Raw genomic sequence first — 24,376 nt, 5'->3', positions numbered from 1 at the left:
AGATTTTTGGAATCAATAGAGGGGTAAGCTTTGGCCGAAAATCCATACGACGTAATCATCGTGGGGGCCGGCCCGGCCGGGATCTTTACGGCGCTCGAAATCGTCAGGCACGCACCGGGACTTAAGGTGTTGATACTGGATAAAGGCCGGGATATCAAGGAGCGTCTTTGCCTTTCCAAGGAGAACGGCGGTCTCTGCCGGCACTGCGCGCCCTGCGCCACCGTTTGCGGCTGGGGGGGCGCCGGCGCTTTCAGCGACGGGAAGCTGACTCTTTCCCCCGAGGTGGGAGGGACCCTCGGGGAGTACATCAGCCCGGACTACCTTAAGGAATTGATTAACTACGTTGACGGCGTTTATAAGGAGTTCGGCGCGCCTCCCGAGGTATACGGAACCGGCAGGGAAGAGGAATACGAAGAAGTACTGCGGAAGGCTGTTCTGGCGGGATTAAGGGTGATTCCCGTGCCGATAAGACACCTCGGCACGGGACGGTGCGCGGAAATCCTGGCGCAAATGAAAGAATTCCTGGCGCCGCGGATTGAGATCCGGATGGAACTTCCGGTAACCACCATCATTACGGCCAAAGACCGGGTCCGGGGTGTCAAAACCTCCGGCGGCGAGGTTTTTTCCGGTAAATACGTTGTTGTCGCCCCGGGACGCGAGGGCGCGGGCTGGTTGCGGCGGGAGGCCAAACGCCTCCGGTTGGAGATGGCGGTTAACCCTGTGGATATAGGCGTCAGGGTGGAGGTTCCGGCGGCGGTGCTGGAGTCTATAACGTCGCTCTTCTACGAGTTCAAATCCATCTATTATTCCAAGACATTCGAAGACAAGGTGCGCACCTTCTGTATGAACCCCGCAGGCGAAGTGGTAATGGAAAACAGCGACGGGGTGATTACGGTCAACGGGCACACCCATGCTTACAGGAAGACCGGCAACACTAACTTCGCGGTGCTGGTCAGCAAGACGTTCACCGAACCCTTCCGGGAACCTATAGCGTACGGGCGGCATATCGCCAGTCTGGCCAACCTGCTCAGCAACGGCGTAATCGTGCAGCGTCTCGGGGACCTTATGGCCGGGCACCGCTCGAATGTAGACCGGCTTGCCCGGGGCTTGGTACAGCCTACCCTGGCCGAGGCTACGCCCGGGGATTTAAGCCTGGTTTTCCCTTACCGGCACCTCGTGGGCATCGTCGAGATGCTGCAGGCTTTGGATAAGGTGGCCCCGGGGATATGCTCACGGCATACGTTGTTATACGGCGCAGAGGTAAAGTTTTATTCATCGCGCCTCAAGCTGAATGCCGTTCTGGAGAGCGAGGTCCGGAACCTTTTTGCAGCCGGCGATGGCGTGGGAGTGACCAGGGGGCTGGTTCAGGCCTCGGCTTCCGGGGTGGTTGTGGCGCAGGAAATTATAAGGCGACTTGGGGGTAAATAAAAGTGGCAACGGTTTTGTTGGTCGGCGCTCAGTGGGGTGACGAGGGTAAGGGAAAAGTGACCGATTTTCTCGCGGCTCAGGCGGATCTCATCGTCCGGTATCAAGGAGGCAATAACGCCGGCCATACCGTGGTTGTCGGGGAAGAGGAGTTTAAACTGCACCTTGTTCCCTCCGGGATTCTTTACCCGGATAAAACCTGCATCATCGGAAACGGCGTGGTGATTGATCCGGCCGTGCTGGTCGGGGAGATCAAGGCACTTGAGCAGCGGGGGGTCAGGATGGCCCACCTTTATATCAGCGAGCGCGCCCACCTTATCTTTCCATACCACCGGCGCTGGGACGCGGTTGAAGAGGAACGCAAAGGGAAGTCGCGGATCGGGACCACCGGCCGAGGGATAGGGCCTGCGTACATGGATAAGGCTGCGCGGACCGGTATTCGTATGGCGGACCTCATTGAACGCGATGCATTTATCGCATTATTGAAGAAGAATATAGAGCATAAAAACGCTTTCTTCGAACAGGTGTACAAGGCACAAGGCATGTCTTTCACGGATATACTGGCTGCATTCGATGAATACGCGGCAATTCTCGGCAAATATGTCGCCGACACGGCCTTGATGATACACCGGACAATCTCTGCGGGTAAAAACGTTTTGTTTGAGGGAGCGCAAGGTACCCTCCTGGACATAGACCACGGCACCTATCCGTTTGTCACCTCCTCGAACCCCACGGCCGGAGGGGCCTGTTCCGGTTCCGGGATCGGCCCCCGGGCGATAAACACGGTCATCGGGATAGTGAAGGCTTATACGACACGGGTGGGCGAAGGCCCGTTCCCGACCGAGCTCAGCGACGACCTCGGCGAAGAAATACGGCAGAAGGGCCGGGAATTCGGTACCACCACCGGAAGGCCGAGACGCTGCGGCTGGTTCGACGCGGTTATTTCACGCTATGCGGCCCGTATCAACGGACTCGATTATCTCTGTATCACGAAGCTGGATGTCCTTACCGGCATTCCGACGCTTAAGATCTGCCGTGGGTACAGCCATAAGGGAAGAGAGATAAACGAATTTCCCGCCAGCCTCAACCTCTTAAGCGAATACGATCCGGTCTACGAGGAGTTGCCCGGTTGGGAAGAGGATCTGGGAGGGGCAAAAAGTTTAAGCGACCTGCCGGTGGAAGCCTGCAACTACCTTGAAAGGCTTTCGGCGCTCAGCGGGGTGCCTATCGCTATGGTGGGTGTCGGCACGCGCCGGGAGCAGACGATCGTCTGCAAGGAATTGTTTTAATATAGGTGTATGGAGTAAGGCGACATTTAAGTTTTGGAATACGGTGTTCGATGTTATTAACAAGAAGTGTATGCACAAAAGGGTGGAGACGCTCGGTACGAATGGTCTCGCAGTTGTAAACAGCCTTTCTTGGGTCTAAAGCGGTGCGGACCGGTGCCTTTTAGTGTTGACAGGGCTTTGGGCGTTAGGTACAATAAAGCTCGTGGATCTTATACGGCCCCATGGTCAAGTGGACTAAGACACCGGCCTTTCACGCCGGTAACCCGGGTTCGAATCCCGGTGGGGTCACCATTTCAGAAGTCAGAGGCAAGAGGTCGGAAGTCAGAATAGGAGATTCAGACATCTGACCTCTTGTATCCGATAGCCGATTTGCGGGTGTAGCTCAATGGTAGAGCACCAGCTTCCCAAGCTGGGGGTTGCGGGTTCGAGCCCCGTCGCCCGCTCCAGTTTCTATAAAGGGTTTCAGGGAGTGGCGAAGAACGCTGTAAGCCTTTCTAATTCCTAAGGGCTTTTTTTATTTTCTCCCCCAATCAAAACCGGAAAACAGCACTTTATGATTATATTCCGTCAAGGCCGGCCCGGCCTCACGCGCGGAAGCCATGGTGAAATTACGGAAGCTCCGGCCTTAAACAGCCGGAGCTTGTTTTTCTAAGCTGTTTTTTAGTTGATGGGATGGTTACCGGCGATTATACATTGCGCACTATGCGAAGAATGGTTGTTTTCTATTGGCTGAATCGACTATAATTTCCTTGAGGGCTTTCATTTAAGTTCAGTCTGCGTGTTAAGGCGTGCGATGGGTTTGGCGTTCATTTCTTCCAACACCGTCTAAAGGAGGAGAAGCCTTGTTCGTTCGCGACTGTATGACAGCGAACCCGATTACCATCTCGAAGGACACACAAATTTTCCAGGCGCTCGAGATTGTTCGCAACCAGAATATACGCCATCTTCCGGTCGTTAAGGACGGAAAACTCATCGGTCTGGTTACCGAAAGGGGGCTGCTCCGGGTTTCTCCTTCGCCGGCGACCACCCTCAGCGTATACGAACTAAACTACATCCTCACCAAGATAACGGTTGCCGAGGCTTTAATCAAGAACCCCATTGTCGTCGCCCCCGATCTGCCGATAGAAGAAGCCGCGCTCTTGATGCGTGAGCGCAAGGTGGGGTGCCTGCCGGTGGTGGAGGGGAACAAGCTGGTGGGAATCATCACCCAAACAGATATGGTTGAGACCCTGGTCAGGCTTTTCGGGTTGCGTACAGCCGGTTCGCGGATTGTGATAGAGGCCGTTGACAGGATCGGCGTGCTGAATGAGATTTCTGAATTGTGTAAGGCAAGAGGGATTAACATCCGCAGTCTGGCGACCTTTGAGCGCGAGCCCGGGGTTTACCACCTGACTTTCCGGTTGGGGGTCCCGGACGCACGGGATCTGAGGACGGATATTGAGAAAATGGGCTACAAAGTGATATCCATGGGTTAGGAGGGAAGGCATGGGCAAGCACATTAAGACAACGGTAAAAGGGAGAAAACCGCGTAAGGGTGGTTGCGGCGAGTGCCAGGCGTCCTGCCAATCGGCATGCAAAACGTCCTGCACCGTCGGAAACCAGTCTTGTAAGCAAAAAGTCTAACAACTGTCTTGCCGATTAAAAGGGGCGGCTTTGTGCGGGAACGCCTCTTTTTTGTGCCGCCATGGAGACTCGGTTACATTTTATTCAAGACCCGCGTGCGGCTTCGTGTATTACGCGGACATTCGAATCTGAATGATCGGCATTAAAAGGAGACCTGTTGCAGGGGAGTCGCCCATGCTGCGCTGCGGCGCAACGAAGAATGGAAATGGGGCGACCTGTAAGCCGGTGGCTGAGATTCAGAGAATATTATATAAACGGAACGCGGCGAGGAAGAAGAACACATTTTGAGAGGAGTTCGCCATGCGGCCGGGGGCCGCTCCAAATGAAGAATGAAAATGGGAGAATGGCAACTCACAAACGTGCGTAATACGGAGCGCGGGGAGAAGCATAGAGCACGAAAGCTTGGTAGGGACGGGCCGGACAATTGGGAAGTGGGACGTTGGAAGTTGGGAGTGGGATTCTCGAAGGGATTCGCTTATAAGCGAATTCCCACAAGCATCTCACCTCTGACATCTTGCCTCTCACCGCCAAATTAGCTGTACGCAGCATATCGCGGCGTCCAGTAAAAGAACGCTAATTCTGAGTGAGTCCCACATTCCGTATTCAGCGGCAGCACGAAGGATGAAAATGTAAGACCCGTAAGCGCGTTGCTTCTCGCCGCGCCCACCGAAAGAAGTACTATTTTCGAGGGAGCGGGGTAAGTGGTTCACTGTTTTACAATCGGCGGGAAGAAGCTTGTGTATGATCCTGTAAGCGGAGCCCTGCACGAGGTAGACGATAAGGCGTACGAGTTGATTAACTCCCTGGCGGAAGGGAAAGACTTGGCGCATTGTCCGGAGTCAGAGTTTCGCGAGGTGCTTGCAGAAATCAGGGAGCTTAAGGCATCGGACCAGCTTTTCACTCCGGACCCCGGCAGGGAGTTGTTCTCTCCGCCCGGTTTTACGCCCAAGGCGTTATGCCTTATGGTCGCCCAGGCCTGCAACCTGCGGTGCGATTACTGTTTTGCGGGGGAGGGCACCTACGGCGGGAGCGGCCTTATGACGGAGAAGACAGCGCTTGGCGCGGTCGATTTTCTTTTCCGTGAGTCGGGCTCGTCCCGGACGGTAGAGGTTGATTTTTTCGGTGGGGAACCTCTTTTAAATTTTTCGGTAATTGTTGCAGTCGTGGAATATGCGAAAGAAAAGGCCGCGGCCTGTGGTAAAAACATTTCCTTTACTGTCACCACGAACGCTCTTCTTCTCGATCAGGCGAAAACAGATTATTTGTTGGAAACGGGGGTAAATGTGGTCCTCAGCATCGACGGACGGGAAAAGGTCCACGACCGCTTCCGCCGATTTCCCGACGGGATGGGGTCTTACGACCGGGTTTTAGACGGCGTAAAAGCTTTTTATCGGCGCTGGTCCGCTTCCCCGCGATCCTCCTACTGTTACCTTCGGGGAACGTATACCAGGATGAACCCGGATTTTGCCGCCGACTTTTGCCACCTTGCGGGGCTGGGGTTTAAAGACATATCGCTCGAACCGGTGGTGACGGGAGCCGATGAGCCTTATTCCATCTGCGGTGGTGCCGACCTGACAGCAGTGGCGGCGGAATATGAAAGGCTCGCCGAATGTTATCTCGGCTTCCGTCGTAAGAAAAAACAGGTCAGGTTTTTCCATTTCGAGCTTGATCCTGCCGGCGGGCCCTGCCTGACAAAACGCGTCACCGGTTGCGGAGCGGGTTTCTCCTACCTGGCGGTTTCGGCGGACGGGCGGCTTTACCCCTGCCACCAGTTTGTCGGCAAGGAAGAGTTCTGCATCGGGGATCTGAGGGCGGGCGTACAAAAGCCCGATATTATCGAGGCTTTTCGTCGTGCGCATGTCTATAACAAGCCATGCGCATCCTGCTGGGCTCGCTTTTACTGCGGCGGCGGATGCCACGCGGCCGCTCACGCCGCGAACGGTACGATATTCCAGCCGTCTCCGTCTGCGTGCAGCCTTATACGCAGACGGATTGAGTGCGCTCTTTACGTACTTTCCGAAACGGCGGGATCGACGGTGGATTAAGCTGAAAAATTTGCCTGATTTGGGCGAATGATAGTGTTTGGCCGGCAAATCAAAAGATATAAGAAGAATGCGAGCGATTACAGGTAATTTTCCGCCTTGCCGGCGACTGGGAAAATGATAGAATATCATTGCACGTCTTTTCGGGTTCGCACGTGAACGTTCTTCATCTGACCGGTATATGGGACGAATGACGGAGAGCGCGGGACGCACAAGGCAAGAGAGGTGGATTTTTTGGGTAGAGATATAAAAAACTGCTTCAAGTGGTTGTCTAATAAAAAAGAAGGCTTATGGGTGCGTGAATTTAAAGAACAGGTTCTTATCGTTGGGGTCGTTATAGCTGCGGTGACCATAATTCTGACGGCTTCAAGCCGGTGGGTCGTTACGGTGGATGGAAAACCGGTGGGGGTTGTCGGAAAAAAGGCGACCGTAGAAAAAGTTGTGAAGGAGATATTAAGAGATCAAGAGGTTGCACTGGGTCAGCCGGTCAAGTCGGAAGAGCGGGTAGCCTACCGGCGGGTCCGGGTGGCCCGGAGCAAGGTGCTCACGGCTGAAGAACTCAGGGCGGTACTCAACGGAAAGCTTCACCTGTACACACACGCGACCGCGGTGCTTATCGGCGGACGGGAACGGTTTTTCTTTAAAGACAAAGCGACGGCGGATAGGTTCCTGGAAACCGTAAAAAAATTATATACCGTGAAGCAGGATCGAGAAGCCGTTTTCAATGAAGACGTTGAACTGGTGTCCCGGAACGTACCCGCCTGTAATGTTACCGGCATCGAGGAGGCCGTGGCGGCTGTTCGTAAAGGGATAGAGGAACGGTGGCGTTATGCGGTTGAAGACGGGGATACGCTCTGGGACATAGCGGCGGCTCAAAAAGTAAGCGTGGAGGATATCATAGCCGCGAATCCGGGGCTGAATCCCGATCGTCTTTCGATCGGGCAGATCGTCAGACTGCGCAGGGAAACGCCCATTATTACGGTGGAACAGACCTTCGAATCCACGAAGATCGAGACAATTCCTTTTTCAAAAGACATAAGGTATGACCGGAGCCTCAGCCGGGGCCAGGTGAAGGTGGTCAAGGAGGGCCGGACCGGTAAAAAGGAAGTCACTTACAGGGTAACGGTTCAAAACGGCGTGGAAGTGAGCCGTGAGGTTACCAAGACAGTTCAACTGTCGGCGCCGGAAAAGCAGATCGAGCAACGGGGAAGCACGTACATATTGGCTTCGCGCGGTGATGGACGTGCCAGCCTTGGATGGCCGGTTTCGGGATCGATACTTTCCGGTTACGGGATGCGGTGGGGCAGGATGCACACCGGAATCGACATCGGGGCGGGGTACGGCCAAGCTGTGGACGCCGCCGGAAGTGGTACGGTAATCCAGGCGGGATGGTATGGCGGTTATGGACGTGTGGTGGATATCGACCACGGTAACGGCGTGGTGACCAGATACGCCCACCTTTCGGAAATAGACGTCGGCGTCGGTGAGGTTGTCGGGCGCGGACAGATGGTGGGAAAGGCGGGATCTTCGGGACGCGCATACGGTCCGCACCTCCATTTCGAGGTTATTATCAACGGCGCGCCGCGTAACCCGATGAACCACCTTTAGAAGCGACGGGTGTATAATGTTAAAAAAAATCCGGCCTTGAGGCCGGATTTTTATTTTTATACCCAACGACACCGATTAATCGATTATGGTATACTTATTGCGGGGCTGTCTTGGGAGTCAGACGCAGGATGTGTGGGGTTAGCAACACTTACATGGGGGGTAAAATTTAATTGTTCCTGTCATTTAGAAGCAGAAAGAGGTTTATTAAGGCCGTTTTCTGGGCTTTGGTTGTCGCCCTCGGGGCCGGCCTTGTCGGGTCATCCGTCATATGGACTTCTTTACCGAAGGAACAGGCACCCGAGGTATCAGGGAGCCGAAACGACTCCGTCGACTCCGAGATTGCCGGCGCCGAAGCCAACAAGGATGTGGCTACGCTTCTTTCGATCGCCGGCCGGCTTGTTGAAGGCGGGGATACTAAACGTGCGGAGGAAACTTACCGGAAGATTTTAAAGATTTCGCCGGACAACACCGCTGCAAGGATGAGTCTGGTAGAGTTGTATTTTATCCAGGGCGATTATAAGAGTGCGTCCACGCAAGTGCAAATGATTCTTCAAAAGTCGCCCAACCACCAGATGGCGCTGTTTTATCGCGGGCTTATCCGTGGTTACGGCGACAAGGATTACGCCGGTGCCGTAGAAGACCTGCAACGCTTTATCGCCCTGGCTAAGACCGGCCGGGAGGTGGAACAGGCCCAAGGTTTAATTGCGGAATGGGCCGCCAAGCAGGAAAAAGGCGCTGTAAAGCCATAGTTACCGGAACGGGGCAGTCCGGTTGCAGAATATGCCGCCGGTTTGTATGCCGTTGTAGAGATACTGTTAATGAACGCCTTATTGCTCATTATTACCACTATTAATACCAGTCAGCCTTTTTTATAATTAATTAACGAGGGGAGAAGGCTGACTTGGTGTTGGAAATCGTAAGGGAAATCCGGCTTCGACCGCAAAAGATACTGGTTTTAGGGGTGATGCTTGCCGGGTGTTTCCTGTTAAGGCTTCCCTCCGTTGCCAGAATACATATTAACGAGTTTGCGCGGGAGATTAATAGGGTCTTGGTACCGGTTCAGTATTTCGGTTTAAAGCGGCTCTACGGTGATTATAGTGTTGTCTACTATCCTAACGGGAATGAGAGGGCGGCGAGGCTTGTTCAGGCGGCGGCCGAGCAGTATTTCCCTAAGGTGGCGGCGGAATTCGGGCTGCGTTTGAAACGAAGGGTTCCGGTGGTGATTTACAAAGAGCAGGGGGAATTAAACCGCTTTTTTGGGTGGCCTGCCGACGAAGGCACAATGGGGGTTTACTGGGCGGGAACCGTTAGGGTTTTAAGCCCTTCTTCCTGGATAGGGAAAGCAACCGCCGATTCGGAGCGGAAGGTCTTTTTCGACACGGGGCCGATGGTACATGAGGCGGCTCACCTGATGGTCGACTACCGGACCGGAGGCAATTATCCGCGCTGGTTGACGGAAGGACTTGCGCAAGAAACGGAACGACGGTTGACCGGGTTCACCTTCGACCCACCGGTAAGTGTTTCTGACTGGTATTCTTTTAAAGACCTGGAAATGTTCGATTATCTGCCCGATCAGCGCTTGGCATATTATCAGTCCCTGTTAATGGTACAGTATATTTTCCTGTATAACGGTGACGCCGGCGTGTTAGACCTGCTGAATGATCTTGGACAAGGTTCTACGTTTGCGGAGGCGGTCAGCAAGAATACGGACTGCAATCTTTCGAAGTTTGAGATTCAGTGGCGGGAATGGGCGGATAGGGAGCATCCGGGCTCGCGGTTTGAAAAACGAGAAACCGGAAGTTAGAAAAAGATTATAAGTGCGGCATCTGGAACAAGGCAGCCGGCTATGCAGGGTGGGATTTTGAACTGAACGGAGGATGTTCGTTGGCCCCCAAAATAGTTGTTCGCGGCGGTAGACCGCTAAGAGGGCGGGTGCGGATAAACGGTGCGAAGAACGCTGCTTTAGCCATATTATGCGGCGTGATCCTCGCCGAGGAAAACATCGTTCTCGACAATGTTCCAAACATCAGTGATGTTCAAAACATTCTCCAGGTAATCACTTACCTTGGTGTGCAGGCTTCCTGGAAAAAGGGGGATACTCTATCGATCGGCGTTCCCTCGCTTCAGGTGCGGGAAGCGCCTTACGAGCTGGTCAAGAAATTGAGGGCCTCAAACCTGCTTCTCGGTCCGATTCTCGCGCGGTGCGGCGAGGTGCGCATACCCTTACCCGGAGGATGCAATATCGGCGCACGGCCGATGGACCTCCATTTTAAAGGGCTCAGCGCCTTGGGGGCTCAACTAAGCTTGGAAAAAGGCTATGTCTGGGCGCGGGCGACACGCTTGCGGGGCGCCCGGGTGTATCTTGATTTTCCAAGTGTCGGGGCTACCGAGAACCTCATGATGGCGGCTTGTCTTGCCGAAGGACAAACCCTTATTGAAAACGCGGCCAAGGAACCGGAGGTAGTAGATCTTGCTAATTTTCTCAACGGGCTCGGCGCGCGGATTTTCGGCGCCGGAACGGACATAATCCGCATTGACGGAGTTAAAGAGCTTGGACGCAGGATGCATTATACCGTGATCCCGGACCGTATCGAAACCGGGACCTTCATGGTGGCTGCTGTGGCAACCGGCGGAGAGGTCAGGATAGAAGGCGTTATCCCCAAACATATCCAGCCGCTTACGGCAAAGTTGAGAGAGATAGGCGCGGAGATAGTCGAAGGGGAAGACGCTCTTTTCGTGAAACGGTTGAGGGATTTGCGGCCGGCGAATATAAAAACGATGCCGTATCCGGGTTTCCCCACAGACATGCAGTCCCAGGTAATGGCGCTGCTAAGCGTTGCCCCCGGCACCAGCGTAATCGTGGAAAATATTTATGAAAACCGCTTTCAGGTGGCGCAGGAGTTCCGCCGGTTGGGAGCCCGGGTCAAGGTGGAAGGCCGGGCTGCGATAGTGGATGGAATGCCCAGACTCTTCGGAGCTCAAGTAAAGGCTACGGATTTAAGGGCAGGGGCTGCCCTGGTGGTTGCCGGGTTAATCGCCGAGGGCGAAACCGAGGTCAGCGGGGCGGAACTGGTTTACCGCGGTTATAAGGATTTTGAAGAAAGGCTTAACGGCTTGGGAGCAGATGTCAGAAGGGTGAATCAAGCTGGTACGGATTTGGTATTTAGAGAAAAAAGTGACACTGAGAGAAGGAATATTACGACGCGCCTCGAATAAGAACATTAGCTTCAGTAATGGTTTTAGCCTATGAGGTTTTAGCTGGTTGAGATGTTACCGGGATCTACGTTCGCGGGATTCCGGCATAACCAGTGGCATATTTTTTTCTTTTACTAACTATTTTGTGAATGTCCATCGTTTTATAAGCACGCGGGGGGGTGAAATGAAAAGCGGTCAGGATCCTTCAGTGCCGCACCGTTTGTCAGCGGGCGGCAAAGAAAGGGTGGGGAATTACGCTTAAGCCTTATGGTAATAGAATGGTAATACATCACCGCTTTCGAAGGTAAGCCGGCCGGGAGAATTAATGTGTATCCGTCAGTCGGGAGGTTGGGTTTACGTAAGTGTGCCGCTGGTCCGGGCTTGGCCTTTATACGGGATGGCGGCGGCAGGGAAGCAGAATTTTCTTTTACGTGTTTCTGGGGCTTCAGAAAGGGAGCGTTCGGTAAGAGATACCATTGATGTGATAGACGGGGTCTGGCATTCCTGGTGCCAAAACAGATTAAGGAAGCGGTGGACGATCCTGAGCAGCACCTTTCTGATGTTCCTCTGAAGTCCGGGAGACAGCACGGGTCATATGGCGGCCGGGGATAATAAGGGACCTGTATCCATCCAGAATATATTGCGCACGACGATGTTAAGCTGATTTATTACGGTGAAATAAATCCCGGATGCAATTTCTGAGACACGGCAAAGAAGTAGGAATTCCCTGGTCAACCGGTTAAAACAATTCTATTTTCAAACAATTTGAGGAGGTTTCAAAATGTTTATAGTTTCGCGTGATGAGTCCAAGTGTGACGCTTGTGGCGAGTGCGTCGAGAGTTGTCCCGCCGGGATACTTGTTATGGAAGACGGGAAGGTAAGGATTACGGACGAGACGGCTTGCGAGGGTTGTGAAACCTGCGTTTCCGTATGCCCTAACGGTGCGGTGTCGATAGAGGAAAGGTAATACGGGCTTTATTATAGTGCGATCCAAATAAGGAACCGGAAATGCCATCCTTACCTGCGATCGGGAAGCATGTGTTCACGCGGGTGACGAATCTGAAAAAGGAGGTGTTTAAGGTCTCCTTTCAAGAGGGTTCTTTAAGCTTAGCGGGAGGTTTTTGGGGCTGTGTACAGGGTTCAACGTGACGAAAACAAGTGCGAAGGTTGCGGCGAGTGCGTCGAGGCTTGCCCGGCTGGAATTCTTGTTTTGGAAGAAGGTAAAGTGATAATCACGGACGAGACGGCCTGTCTTGGTTGTGAAACTTGTGTAACGGTTTGCCCAACCGGTGCGATTACCATTGAGGAGGTTTAGCCTCCTTTTTTGTGCCCAAGTTGTTGATTACCTGAAAGACAAGTCTTTAGAAGGAGGTGCGTGCGGTTGGAGGTTTTTGTAGGGAAGATACTCCCCTATTTCGCGGTGGCGATCCTTTTAGGGGGGATTACTTGGCGAATCTGGCGCTGGATGATCGGTCGAATCGTGCATAATATCACGCTTTCGCCTTTTCCTTCTTCCTGGGGAGCGGCTGTTGCCTGGATCCTATGGCAGATCGTTAGTTTTTGGAACATTTTCAAGTTCGACAAGCCGTTGTGGGTCGGTGCGTGGCTGATGCACGTATCGCTCGCAGCTATTGGCGGAGGGCACATACTGGGTATCGCTACCCTCGGGAACCAGTTCCATATGCTGCTTCCATGGATAGTCACAGAAACGCAAAGCCATAATGCATCCAACTTCCTGGGAACAATGTTCGGCATCATCTTTTTCGTCATGTTGCTTTACCTGCTGTACCGGCGTTTCGCAATCGAAAAGGTACGGGTTATTTCCATGCCGAGCGACTACCTGCATCTCTTGCTGCTCCTTGTTATCGTAGGTGTCGGCGATTATATGCGGCTCGTACATGCTGTAGCGGTAGAGTACCAAGCGGCCCAGGATTATATGGTTGGTCTTTTTACCTTCCACCCGGGGCCGATGCCGGTGGTGGAAGAGACAGGGCAGCTTAATGTTTATTTCTTTATTCATTTCCTGGCGGTGCAGATCATGCTTATCATCTTCCCCTTCTCGAAGTTGATGCACCCATTCGGGATACTCTGGTCCCGCTGGATTATGAACCGCCCGTTCCAGGAACCGCCCGTGGGCCTTCCTGGTGCGACGTTGAAGCTATAGGAGGGAGGTGAGATAAGGTGCCTAAAAAAATAGTTAAAGGCAAAGAATTAAGCCAGCCTGCCCGGGCTACCGATCGGGTTCTTAAGCGGATACATGTCCGTGATGTTCCTGACGCCCAAAAACCGGCAGAGGCGATTAAGTGGCTCGACCATTACCGGAAGGACCGGCGATCGTTTGTAATGGCTATGGAGTCCTGTGTGAAGTGCGGCGTGTGCGCGAACGAATGCCATGCCTACCTCGGCACCAAGGACCCCAATAACATCCCGACCGGACGGGCGGACCTGATGCGGAAGGTATACAAGCGGTACTTTACCGTTCAGGGGAAACTTTTCGGCAGCCTGGTCGGCGCGGAAGACATTTCCATGGGTACCCTCGAGGAATGGTTCAGCTACTACTACCAGTGTACTGAGTGCCGCAGGTGCGGTCATGTATGCCCGTTCGGCATAGACACCTGTGAAGTCACCATGGCCGGACGTGAGATCCTGTGGGGTATCGGGATGGTTCCCGATCTGCAGGGTGCGGCGTCCGCAGCGGTTTTTGAGCGCGGCAACCAGGGCGCCATGACCAAGCAGGGCGAGATAGAAACGCACGACTTCCTTTCCGACGAAATTGAAGAGGAACGCGGCTTCAGGATCGAGTTCCCGGTTGATAAGCCGAATTCGGACATCCTTTACGTACCGTCTTCGGCGGATTATCTGCTCAACCCGGAGACTCTGAAAGGTGCCGCCCAGTTCTTTGAATATGTGGGGGCTAACTGGACTATTTCTTCGCATATGACGGAAGCAGGTAACTTCGGCCTCTTGACGGATCAGCATTCAGTCCAGCGGGAACTGGTGAAACGGTTGTGGTGGACGGTCTATGAACTTGGTATCAAGAAGGTGGTAATGGGCGAGTGCGGACACGGCTGGCGCGCATGGAAGATGTACACGCCGACGCTTTCGGACTTTGCCATCGCCGGAGCCGGGTACGACTACCACAAGGGGGTACCTATCGTTCACCTTCACGATGAGGTGGCGGCGTATATTAAAGCCGGAAAACTGAAACTGGACCCGCGGAACAACCGTCTCGCCCCGGTCGGCACATCCGTCACGCTGCACGATCCGTGTAACTACTCCCGGGCGTGCAATCTGATAGACAATCTTCGGATTAATCTTTACGCTTCGGTGCCGGAGGTTCGGGAGATGTACCCGAACCGGGAGAAGAACTTCTGTTGCGGCGGCGGCTCCGCGGTTCTATACGACGACCCTGAAATGTATGAACTCCGGGGCAAGTTCTCTTTGAAAAAGGTCGAGCAGATTAAGGCCACCGGAGCGGATATTCTCTGTGCACCGTGCTCTATCTGCAAGGCACAGTTCTATGGGGTACTTCATGAGTACCATCACCTGGATACCCCGATACAAGGGCTGATCGACTTTGTCGGAGCAGGGTTAGTGTTCAAAGGCCACAGGCAGATTTAGGGGGTGATTACGCGACAGGATCACGCTTAAGGGCGGTAGCCTACCTGTTATATAAAAGGTAGTTCATTTTGCGGAGAGGAATTTTGGGGGATAAACCAATTATTTTACGGAGGTGTTTTCGAGCATGGCAATGATAAACATTGCGGGGAAACAGGTTGAGGTTGACGAAGATGGGTTCATCACCGACCCGAACATTTGGGATGAGGAACTTGCAAAAGGGATAGCGCCGCTGGAAGAGGTCAACGAGTTGACCGACGACCACTGGAAGGTTGTTCGCTACATTCGTGAATACTACCTGCGGACCGGCGTGGCGCCGATGATCCGCATGCTTTGCAAGAACAGCGGTTTCACGCTAAAACAGATTTACGAGCTTTTCCCGACGGGTCCGGCCAAGGGCGCGTGTAAAATCGCGGGTCTGCCGAAACCCACAGGCTGTGTGTAACTGAGATATTTTCTGGGCAAGATACCCTTAACCCGGGGAGGCCTCCCCGGGTTAAGGAATTTTTAGGGGGCTAATTTGGGAATTTGCCTGATAAGCTCTCGTTTTAATGTCACGCTATCAGATATAATTACGGCAGATGCCTGAAAAGTAATGGAAGCGTGGTTTTAAACTTGAAGACGTCTTTTAACGTTCCCCGGATTGTTATCGCCGCTCCCCAGGGCCGTTCCGGCAAAACAACCGTAACACTGGGGCTCATTGCCGCATTTACGGCGAGAGGCTTGGGCGTTCAGCCGTTCAAGAAAGGCCCCGATTTCATCGACCCGGGCTGGCTCGGCAAAGTGGCGGGGCGTCCCTGCCGAAACTTGGACGCTTTTTTCATGAGCAGAGAAACGCTGCGTGCGAGCCTGGCGAAGGGGGCTTTGGGCTCGGACGTTGCCGTTATCGAAGGCGCCATGGGACTTTTCGACGGGGTGGACCTGGCAGGCAGCGGCAGCACCGCCGAGATTGCGAAAGCCCTGGCGAGTCCGGTGATCCTGGTTGTAAATGCGGTGAGGATGACAAGAAGCGTTGCCGCTATCGTAATGGGGTGTCAACATTTTGACCCGGAAGTGGACATCCGCGGCGTGATTCTTAATAATATCAATGCGCGGCCCCGGCACGAGGGGATGTTGCGTGCCGCCGTGGAGAGCTTTTGCGGCCTGCCGGTGGTGGGCGCACTGCCGAAGAACAAGGCGTGGGAAATCCCGGACCGCCATCTCGGGTTGGTGCCGGTCGGTGAAGACGAAAAGCTTTTTGAAGCGGTTGAAGAGGCGCGTGTCGGCGCCGAAAAGTACATTGACATTCAGGAGGTATTGCGAATTGCCGAGGCCGCCCCGGCATTTCCGGTGACGGCTCCCTCCGGCGGTTCTGTTCAAAAGGGACAGGTGCGCGTGGGAGTTCTTCGCGACCGCGCTTTTAGCTTTTATTACCCTGAAAACCTTGAGGCGCTGGAAGACGCTGGTGCAAGTCTTGTCCTGATCGACGCCTTACACGAACGTCTTCCCGCGGTGGACGCCCTCTATATCGGAGGCGGGTTCCCGGAGGTTTTCGCCGAAGGGCTGGAGTCAAACGTTTCCTTACGCCGGGCGATTAAGAAGGGGATAGAGAACGGATTACCGGTTTATGCTGAATGCGGGGGCCTGATGTATCTGTCGCGGAGCCTTACTTATAACGGGAAGAGGAGCATGATGGTCGATGCTTTTCCCTTTGACGTGATAATGGGTACCGAGCCGCGGGGTCACGGATATATGCGTTTGCGGTCCTTGGCGAACAACCCTTACTTCCAGGAAGGACAAGAGCTTCGCGGGCACGAGTTTCATCATTCCGCGGTGGCCAACCTTCCTGAGACGGTAACCTTCGGTTTTTCGGTGCAGAGAGGCTACGGTGTGAACGGTATGGCCGACGGGATTGTTTATAAAAACACCCTGGCATCGTACTGTCACTTTCACGCCCTTGCCGTTCCGCAGTGGGCCCCGTCCTTAGTGGCAAAAGCTCTGGCATATAGGAGTGTCAACAAAGGGTCAGTCGGGATACATCCGTGAAATCACCGGTTGGGATTTGTGGGGGGTCTCCCGTTTGAGAAAAGTATGAAGGCGGGATAATTTGAAAATGGTGCTTGTGTACATAACCTTCAAGGATCTTGATGAAGCCCGGCGTATCGGTAAGCTGTTGGTACTTGAGCGTCTCGCGGCCTGCGTTAACATTTTCCCCGGCATAGAATCGTTCTTTCTCTGGGAAGGAAATCTTGAACAGGCAGAAGAGGTCGTAATGGTGGCCAAAACCGCAGAAGAAAAAGTCGAGGCGGTAACAAAGGCCGTACTTGGTCAACATAGTTATTCGGTACCGGCGATTATTGTTGTGCCTGTTATCGGCGGCAATGCCGACTTCATAGAATGGGTATGTGATGTCGGTCGTTGACCGCGGTAACCCGCCGCGTCTTAATGGCTTTGCATTCTTCAATGAATTGAAGATGTTTACGATCCTTCACGGTATCTTTGATTCCTTTAATAATAATTGTTTATTAGACTGAAAGTGGAATTGCAGGTATACAGACGCCGGCAAACCGGTAGACTTTCATGTCTTTAAACCCCACGGGCGAAAGCCCTTTTATTTTTTTAACCGACTTTATATATTCCTCCCGTAATCGGTAAAACTAAGCCTTGAAGAGATTATTTCTCGTGATGAATAGGTGCGAACCCTCATTATTCCAACCTTTTTATGAAGTGTACGTAATGGTAATTACAGTAATTACGGTAATTACATAGATGCCGGTGCCGTTCTTGGTATCGATGGCTGCAATGTTGGGTATTAACAGCCACTGATGTTATTAAACTTGTTAACCACGGGGAGGCGATAAAAAGCTTGACTTTGATAAGGCTTATAAATTCACGCGTATCCTTCATTAATAAAGTGATTTACTAGGAGGTTTGTGCAAAATGACCTCACTGCGGGTGGTACGATTCATTCTGGTAACCTTAGTTTTGCTTATTCTCCTTTCCTTCGGCTTAAGCGCCCGAGCCCAGAATCTTCTCCTACACTGGGGTGTCAGCGGGGGTGAAGTCGCGCAGGTACAGCAACGTCTGGCTTCCTGGGGGTACTACGACGGGCCTGTTGACGGGGTGTTTGGAAACGCAACCGCTGATGCCGTACGTACCTTCCAGTGGAAAAACGGCATTGCCGTGGACGGGTTGGTAGGCCCGGAGACACGGGAGGCTTTGGGGATCCAGACCGCCGCCGCACAGGAAGCGCCTGCCGTTTCCCGCGGCGCTGTCTCGGACCGCGATTCGGTGACGCTCCTTGCCAGATTGATAATGGGGGAGGCGGCGGACGAACCTTTTGAGGGGAAGGTCGCGGTAGGGGCGGTCATCCTCAATAGGACGCAGAACGCTTCTTTCCCCCACACCATCGCCGGGGTAATTTTTCAACCCGGAGAGTTTGAGTCTGTTGAAAACGGCCAGGTGTGGCGGGAGCTTTCAACAGAGGCCGTCCGGGCGGCGGAATCGGCGGTATCGGGTTGGGACCCGTCAGGCGGGGCGCTGTTTTTTTGGAATCCCGCCAAGCCTGTAAGCGCGTGGATCTGGTCCCGCCAGATAATCTCGCAGATCGGCAACCATGTTTTTGCTTTATAAGGTAATCCAAAGAGAGTGGCGTAAAACAAATAAATCAGTAGAAAATAACCTATGAGCTTTCGGTTATCAAAATTAGAAGAAGTTCCCGGAGGTCGGGAAAAACAAGCATGGCGGAAACAGAGGTCGGAAGCAAGAAGTCGGATGTTTGAAAAGGTTATGGGAGTTAGCCAAGAATCTCACGCTTTATGGGATATCTGACTTCTGACATCCTGCACCCTGCATCCGACTTCTGAAACAGCCAGGCGTAGTTTTGCAGCGGCCTCCTAAAGAATGGAGGTAAAAAGAATGCGCTTCGGTGCCCTTTCGCTTTTCTTTACAGGATTGATCGCCGTCGCTTTTGCGGCCTGGGGCTATAACCAGTATACAGCGCGTCGGAGCATGGAGGTAAGTTTAAACAACCGCTATCAGCGCGCTTTCTATGATTTGCTTACAAAAACTCAGAACGTTGAAGTTCTCCTGGGAAAAGGGTTGGTTGTCAATGGGCGCGAACAGTCGAGCGCCATCTTTGCCTCGGTCTGGCAGCAGTCGATGATGGCCCAGGAGGATCTAGGACAAATCCCCGTGTCGCCACAGCTCACGGGACGCACGGCAAAATTTCTTTCCCAGGTGGGGGATTACGCGAACACCCTTGTCCGGCGCGCGGGTACCGGGGCGCCGGTGACCAAGGAAGAATGGCAAAGGGTAAAAAGCCTTTATAACCAGGCCACAATTTTAAACCGCGAACTCCATCAGGTAGAGGCGCGTGTTGCAAAAGGGGGGGCGGACTTCTGGGAAATCCCGCGGGCAATGGCATCCGGAAGCAAGGGGGAGATGGGTCCGCCCCAGCACGCTGATTTCCGGGCGATGAACAGGGAGATGCAGACCTACCCGACGCTGGTTTACGACGGGCCTTTTTCCGATCACATGGAACGCAGGAACCCCCTGGGATTGACCGGGCCGGTGATTTCGGCCGCGACCGCGCGTGACCGGGCGCTGGCTTGGATCGACCGGTCTCCAGGTACGACGTACACCGCAAAGGTTACGGGGCTGGTACGCGGGCGGATACAGTCTTTCCAGGTTCAGGTCAGCGGGCGCAGAGCCGAAGCGGTTGATAGGGCGACATTCCTGATAAGTAAAAAAGGCGGGCACCCGGTGATGCTGGTAACAGGGAGAAAGATTGGCGCCCCGAAAGTCGGCATAGCCGAGGCGCAAAGACGTGCCGAAGGCTACCTGACGAAAATCGGTCTGGGGAAAATGCGCCTTACGTACGGGATAAGGCAAAACGGAATCGCCACTTTCACGTTTGCGGGCGAAGAGCAGGGGACTGTTATTTATCCGGATCTGGTAAAGGTGTCGGTGGCTCTGGACAACGGGCGGGTGACCGGCATGGAGGCCTCCGGCTATCTTATGGCCCATCATGCCAGGGGAGCCCTTCAGCCTAAAATAAGCATGGAGCAGGCCCGCGCTTTTTTGAGTCCGAACCTGAAGGTTGAAAACTCGCGGCTGGCGGTAATTCCTACAGACGGCGGAAATGAAAAGCTCACCTACGAATTCAAGAGCACCTTGGGAGCGAACACCTTCCTTATATACATCGACGCCGCCAACGGGGAGGAGGCACAGGTGCTCCAGCTTTTTACATCACCTGATGGTATCCTTGCCATGTAGAAAGTAACTTATGGCGGATTACGTCCGAGTTAAATCTTAGACAGAGTAATATCCTCCGGCATTCGGAATAAGAGGAAGCCGTGCGTTCAAGGTCGGCACGGCTTTTTCGTATTTGGGCTCGGCTTAACTATTGCGAACGTTCCATTCGCTGGTTATAATTTAAACCATAAGGAGGATGGCCAGTGCACCTTGACGTTGTCGCGGCGGCGGTCTTTTTTATAAACATCCCTTTTGGTTACTGGCGGGCAAATGTACCGCGACGGTCTACCTGCTGGTTTCTTGCGATTCACTTGCCGATACCCGCGATTGTGATGCTCAGGGTGCATTCCGGCATCGGGTTTGTTTGGTTTTCGTACCCTATTCTCTTAGGCACTTACTTTTTCGGGCAGCTTTTCGGCGGGCGGTTAAAGTTGTGGCTGGCCGGTTGCGGACCGGCCCGGGGTTCTTCTTGTATCGCGGGGGCTCTCCTTCCTTCTGTAACACAGGCGGGGGATGAATCGCAAGAAGAACCCGGCTGTGCGTGTCGCGCCCGTAATACGGAGAGCGTGAATAAGGCGGTATGTAAAGAAGAGGCATTGAACAGCGGAACATAATTATAAGCGTCCGGAGCCATGCGAAATCTTAAGACAGTGACTCTAGATAGAGAATGTAACGGAGGAAGGGTGAGGGGTCATGCCGGAAGGAACGGTGTGTTTAACCGAACAACGGGCGCTTAGCCGTTGGGAAATCTTTAAGGCTTTTATAGAATTGACCAAGCCCCGTTCGGTGGTGCTTTTGGTTTTTACAGCAGTGGCGCCGATGGTGGCGGCGGCGAAAACGACCGCGTTTTCCTGGGAACAGGCTGCGGTGGCGCTGTTGGCGGTAACCCTGGCGTGCGCCGGGGCGAACGCCGTAAGCTGTTACGTTGACCGGGACCTGGACGCGGCGATGGGACGGACTTGCCACCGCCCCATCCCTTCAGGGCGCATTAACCCGCCGGTGAGGGCGCTGTACTGGGGTTTTATTCTTTTTGGCGCGGCGCTTCTTTTTGGTTGGTTGCTCAACGTGGTGGCATGCGTTTGTCTTTGCGGCGGCATGCTGGGATATGTGGGGATTTACAGCCTGTGGCTTAAACGCAGGAGTGCCTGGAACATAATCCTCGGAGGCTTTTCCGGAGGCTTGCCGGCGCTCTTCGGCTGGACGGCCGTAACGGGGAGGATCGACCTTTTACCTGTTCTGATAGCGGGTCTGGTGGTCCTGTGGATCCCTAATCACATCTGGAGCCTGGCGATTTTTTACCGCGAGGAATACGCCCGGGTTCAGGTGCCCATGCTTCCGGTGGTGACAAATATTAAGAAAGCCTTGCACTGTCTTGCCTTGACTGTGCTGTTGATGGTGGCACTGTCGCTGTGGATAGGTTATGTCGGCAACTGGGGTGTTATTTACTGGGCCACCGCATTGCCTTTGGGCGCCGTGGCGGTCGTTTTAAGCGGTTATATCTGCAGGCGGCCTGCCCCGGTAAACGCCTGGCGGCTTTTCAAGTTTTCGAGCCCGTACCTTTTCCTGCTTTTCCTCGGGATGCTTCTTGATTCTTGTATACGGTAACACTTAGGGCTAAGCTTTATAACGTATAACATTGTCGGCGGTATCTTCGGTTGCGGACAGCTTCCGGAGGTACCGTTTGTATTTGTGCGGGGACAGCCGGGTTACCGGCTCGGGTGTGAAAAACCCGGAGATGACCGAAATCCGTCGATTTTTCTCAGAGCCTGAAAGGAGACGGAAGCCTCGGAGAATGTTACAAAACTAATTTTCAGAAAAAAGACAACCCAACGGTTTTCGGAACTCAATCTTAAAAAGGCCCCGGAGGTCGAAAACGGATGTAAGATGCAGGATGTCAGAGGTCTGAACCATGTCTTGCCGGTTGTTACTATTCAGCCTATCGACACGCCCAACGTGGTGCCTGAATAATTACTTACGGTTTTTCTTGACTTTTCGGGACGTATATGTAAGGAGGGAGCATTCACTCCCTCCAGAGCTTTTATAAGCAGTAAAAATTTACTTGACTGAGGTCCCGCAGGGAAGTATTCTTATAAAATAATTAATCAATTAAACTATTTGGAGGTTTAAGTATGTATGAATGAGGTGGAGTCTTGCCTGGCAAAGGTAGAAGAAGTGATGAGGCTCTTTTCCGCCCGTCTGAAAAAAACAGTGGTTGAAGGGGCCGGACACGGGGAAGAATCCACCGGGCAAGGCCGCCACGAAGAACTTCCTCTTTTTGCAGCGGTAGGCGGAGGCCCGTATTATTTTTTACGGATCCTTGGAGAAAAAGGCCGGTCTACGGTATCGGAGGTTGCCGCGGAACTCGGGGTGACACTAGCCGCGGTGACGGTGCTGGCAAACAAGCTGGTGAGTTCGAATTGGATTGAACGCCGCCGTGATGAGCGAGACCGCCGGGTAGTCCGGATGGAGCTTACCCGGGAAGGGGGGGAGGTGCTGGCACAGGCGCAGACTGCTCGGAAGGATATGTTTTTGCGCTATTTTACCGGGTTGACGGCGGAGGATATAAAGGCGTTGGACCGAATTATGGAAGCGGTGTTGACAAAACTTCAGGAAGAAGAGTTCACCATGCGGTCGGGGGCGGCTCCATCTGAAGAATGAAAATGGTAAAATGGCAGTTTACGAACGTAGCGGAATGTGGAGCGCGGAGAGAAGCAAGTAGAGCGCGAAAGCCTGGAAGGGACAGGCCGGAGCGTACAGTATTAGAGGTTGGAGGTTGGAAGTCGGAAAAATAGAAGGAATTCGTGAGCGAATTCCTTCAAGAATTCTAACCTCTAACATCTTGTCTCTCACTTCCGGATTAGCTATACGCAGCTTATCACCGCGCTCTGCGAAAGAACGCTTATTTTAGAGGGAGTAGGAAAGGGAGACGGCTATGGGACTGTGGAAATGGCGGAGCGACCGCCGGTTGCCGGTGGCGGCGCTGTGGGTATTACTTTTATGTATTGTGCTCGTACCGGCCGTGACGGGATGCGCCAGCCGTGCGGCGAAGGGCGGAAAATCAGTGGGACAAGTGGTTCCTGTAACCATAGCCAAAGCCGCGCTGGGCCGGCTGAACCGCGGGGACATCTTGACCGGCAGGGTGATGGCTGCGGAAGAGGTAAACCTGAGCCCGAAGATACCCGGCAGGGTGGGAACAGTCCCGGTTGAGGTCGGCCAGGAAGTCAAGGCCGGACAGGTGGTGCTGACACTGGATGCGCCGGAGCTGGAAGCGGCGGTACGTTCGGCGGAAGCAGGATTAAGGCTGGCCGAAGCGGGTATTGAGCAGGCCCGGCTCGGTGTAGAAAAGGCCAAGGCGGCGCAGGAACAGGCGCAAGAAAACTATCGGCTGAGCGAGGCCACCTACCAACGGGGCAAACTCCTTCTTGAGCAGGAGGCGATCTCGCAGGCTGATTTTGAAACACGGTACGAGCAGCCTAATGTCAATGCCAAGGCCGGTCTGAGTCAGGCGGAAACTGCATACAAGCAGGCGGTCGACGATAAAGAGCATCTTAAGCCCGCTCAGCTAAGCGCCAGTCAGGCGCTTCTGGCCACGGCCGAGATAAACGCCGCCAACGCGGTGCTGAAGGCTCCGATCAGCGGCGTTGTATCCGCCCGGAACATAGACCCGGGCGAGCTGTCTTCTATGGCGACGCCGGCGCTTACAATCGTCAACATCAACGAGCTGACGCTGGAGTGCGGGGCGTCGGAGCAGCAGGTGAACAAGCTGAAAGCCGGTCAGGAAGTGAAGGTGTTTGTCGGCGCGGTCAGGGATGAGCCTTTTACGGGAGAAATCAGCGCCATAAGCCCGGCAGCGGACCCAAAGACCAAGACCTATATGGTAAAAGTAAAGGTTTCCAACCCCGGGCATCTGCTTAAACCCGGCATGTTTGCCGAGACCGACCTGGGTGTTTCGGCTGCGGCGGTGCTTGTGCCGCGTAACGCGGTGGTCATACGTAACAACACCACGGCGGTCTTTGTCGTGCGCGGGAATAAAGCCGTCCTGCGAAGGGTTGATACCGGTGAATCCGACGGACGAAATATCGTTGTGATAAAAGGTCTGTCAAACGGCGAGCAGGTGGTGATTTTAGGGCAGGAAAGGCTGGACGACGGCACCGGGGTATCGGTGATAAAACAAGATTAAACGGGAGGCCGCCGTATGTCGATTCCTATTTGTGGACCGAAGTTACGGCAAAGAAGTTTTCTCTATGGACCCTCGTTTGCGGTTGGTCCCAAAAACATAGCGGGACTACCTCCGGCGCCGGGATTACCTGGAGAATTGTGAAGCAGCTGCTTTTATGACCG

At 53.7% G+C, this 24,376-nt stretch carries 23 protein-coding genes and 2 tRNA genes; all 25 read left to right on the top strand.

Annotated elements, in window-relative coordinates; genetic code table 11:
- The first annotated feature begins 30 nt into the window (after window positions 1-30).
- Window positions 31-1,428 carry an FAD-dependent protein gene (locus tag AB1500_08790; protein ID MEW6183257.1) on the top strand — a complete coding sequence of 466 codons (1,398 nt, stop codon included), beginning with the start codon at window positions 31-33 and terminating at the stop codon, window positions 1,426-1,428.
- A 2-nt stretch (window positions 1,429-1,430) separates the two neighbouring features.
- On the top strand, window positions 1,431-2,714 hold the full coding sequence (locus AB1500_08785; protein ID MEW6183256.1) for an adenylosuccinate synthase: 1,284 nt from the start codon (window positions 1,431-1,433) through the stop codon (window positions 2,712-2,714).
- 215 nt (window positions 2,715-2,929) lie between these two features.
- Window positions 2,930-3,005, top strand: a tRNA-Glu gene (locus AB1500_08780).
- Between the two features lie 80 nt (window positions 3,006-3,085).
- A tRNA-Gly gene (locus tag AB1500_08775) sits at window positions 3,086-3,160 on the top strand.
- Window positions 3,161-3,556: 396 nt separating this feature from the next.
- Entirely contained in the window at window positions 3,557-4,189 is a 633-nt protein-coding gene (locus AB1500_08770) for a CBS and ACT domain-containing protein (protein MEW6183255.1), read from the top strand.
- Window positions 4,190-4,199: 10 nt separating this feature from the next.
- Window positions 4,200-4,337 carry a six-cysteine ranthipeptide SCIFF gene (gene scfA / locus AB1500_08765; protein MEW6183254.1) on the top strand — a complete coding sequence of 46 codons (138 nt, stop codon included), beginning with the start codon at window positions 4,200-4,202 and terminating at the stop codon, window positions 4,335-4,337.
- 701 nt (window positions 4,338-5,038) lie between these two features.
- Window positions 5,039-6,382: a thioether cross-link-forming SCIFF peptide maturase gene (gene scfB, locus AB1500_08760; GenBank protein MEW6183253.1), complete on the top strand. Its 1,344-nt coding sequence runs from the start codon at window positions 5,039-5,041 to the stop codon at window positions 6,380-6,382.
- A gap of 291 nt (window positions 6,383-6,673) precedes the next feature.
- Window positions 6,674-7,987, top strand: coding sequence for a peptidoglycan DD-metalloendopeptidase family protein (locus AB1500_08755; protein MEW6183252.1), 1,314 nt, complete (start codon window positions 6,674-6,676; stop codon window positions 7,985-7,987).
- A gap of 170 nt (window positions 7,988-8,157) precedes the next feature.
- Window positions 8,158-8,736 carry a tetratricopeptide repeat protein gene (locus tag AB1500_08750; GenBank protein ID MEW6183251.1) on the top strand — a complete coding sequence of 193 codons (579 nt, stop codon included), beginning with the start codon at window positions 8,158-8,160 and terminating at the stop codon, window positions 8,734-8,736.
- A gap of 155 nt (window positions 8,737-8,891) precedes the next feature.
- The gene (locus AB1500_08745; protein ID MEW6183250.1) at window positions 8,892-9,791 is read left to right on the top strand and encodes a hypothetical protein; all 900 of its coding nucleotides are present in this window, start codon (window positions 8,892-8,894) and stop codon (window positions 9,789-9,791) included.
- Window positions 9,792-9,871: 80 nt separating this feature from the next.
- The gene (murA, locus tag AB1500_08740) at window positions 9,872-11,203 is read left to right on the top strand and encodes a UDP-N-acetylglucosamine 1-carboxyvinyltransferase (protein ID MEW6183249.1); all 1,332 of its coding nucleotides are present in this window, start codon (window positions 9,872-9,874) and stop codon (window positions 11,201-11,203) included.
- Between the two features lie 304 nt (window positions 11,204-11,507).
- Complete coding sequence (locus AB1500_08735) at window positions 11,508-11,753, top strand: hypothetical protein (protein MEW6183248.1); 246 nt, start codon at window positions 11,508-11,510, stop codon at window positions 11,751-11,753.
- Window positions 11,754-11,963: 210 nt separating this feature from the next.
- Window positions 11,964-12,149 carry a 4Fe-4S binding protein gene (locus AB1500_08730; GenBank protein MEW6183247.1) on the top strand — a complete coding sequence of 62 codons (186 nt, stop codon included), beginning with the start codon at window positions 11,964-11,966 and terminating at the stop codon, window positions 12,147-12,149.
- Between the two features lie 162 nt (window positions 12,150-12,311).
- A complete protein-coding gene (locus AB1500_08725) occupies window positions 12,312-12,497 on the top strand; it encodes a 4Fe-4S binding protein (GenBank protein MEW6183246.1) in 186 nt (61 codons plus the stop codon).
- 60 nt (window positions 12,498-12,557) lie between these two features.
- Window positions 12,558-13,346, top strand: a complete 789-nt coding sequence (locus AB1500_08720; protein MEW6183245.1) for a respiratory nitrate reductase subunit gamma — start codon at window positions 12,558-12,560, stop codon at window positions 13,344-13,346.
- Window positions 13,347-13,363: 17 nt separating this feature from the next.
- A complete protein-coding gene (locus AB1500_08715) occupies window positions 13,364-14,803 on the top strand; it encodes a (Fe-S)-binding protein (protein MEW6183244.1) in 1,440 nt (479 codons plus the stop codon).
- 124 nt (window positions 14,804-14,927) lie between these two features.
- The gene (locus tag AB1500_08710) at window positions 14,928-15,245 is read left to right on the top strand and encodes a TusE/DsrC/DsvC family sulfur relay protein (protein ID MEW6183243.1); all 318 of its coding nucleotides are present in this window, start codon (window positions 14,928-14,930) and stop codon (window positions 15,243-15,245) included.
- Window positions 15,246-15,415: 170 nt separating this feature from the next.
- Window positions 15,416-16,825, top strand: a complete 1,410-nt coding sequence (locus AB1500_08705; GenBank protein MEW6183242.1) for a cobyrinate a,c-diamide synthase — start codon at window positions 15,416-15,418, stop codon at window positions 16,823-16,825.
- A gap of 67 nt (window positions 16,826-16,892) precedes the next feature.
- Complete coding sequence (gene cutA / locus AB1500_08700; protein MEW6183241.1) at window positions 16,893-17,201, top strand: divalent-cation tolerance protein CutA; 309 nt, start codon at window positions 16,893-16,895, stop codon at window positions 17,199-17,201.
- A gap of 518 nt (window positions 17,202-17,719) precedes the next feature.
- On the top strand, window positions 17,720-18,412 hold the full coding sequence (gene sleB, locus AB1500_08695) for a spore cortex-lytic enzyme (protein ID MEW6183240.1): 693 nt from the start codon (window positions 17,720-17,722) through the stop codon (window positions 18,410-18,412).
- A 285-nt stretch (window positions 18,413-18,697) separates the two neighbouring features.
- Window positions 18,698-20,056 carry a germination protein YpeB gene (ypeB, locus tag AB1500_08690; protein ID MEW6183239.1) on the top strand — a complete coding sequence of 453 codons (1,359 nt, stop codon included), beginning with the start codon at window positions 18,698-18,700 and terminating at the stop codon, window positions 20,054-20,056.
- A 182-nt stretch (window positions 20,057-20,238) separates the two neighbouring features.
- Window positions 20,239-20,649, top strand: coding sequence for a hypothetical protein (locus tag AB1500_08685; protein ID MEW6183238.1), 411 nt, complete (start codon window positions 20,239-20,241; stop codon window positions 20,647-20,649).
- 79 nt (window positions 20,650-20,728) lie between these two features.
- Complete coding sequence (locus tag AB1500_08680) at window positions 20,729-21,640, top strand: heme o synthase (GenBank protein MEW6183237.1); 912 nt, start codon at window positions 20,729-20,731, stop codon at window positions 21,638-21,640.
- Between the two features lie 528 nt (window positions 21,641-22,168).
- A complete protein-coding gene (locus AB1500_08675) occupies window positions 22,169-22,693 on the top strand; it encodes a MarR family transcriptional regulator (protein ID MEW6183236.1) in 525 nt (174 codons plus the stop codon).
- A 274-nt stretch (window positions 22,694-22,967) separates the two neighbouring features.
- Window positions 22,968-24,215 (top strand): efflux RND transporter periplasmic adaptor subunit, encoded by a 1,248-nt coding sequence (locus AB1500_08670; protein ID MEW6183235.1) that lies wholly within the window; start codon window positions 22,968-22,970, stop codon window positions 24,213-24,215.
- Window positions 24,216-24,376: the final 161 nt, after the last annotated feature.

The sequence above is a fragment of the Bacillota bacterium genome, assembly GCA_040755295.1.
GTDB lineage: Bacteria > Bacillota > Desulfotomaculia > Desulfotomaculales > Ammonificaceae > SURF-55.
This window is presented reverse-complemented; position numbering and strand designations above follow the sequence as displayed.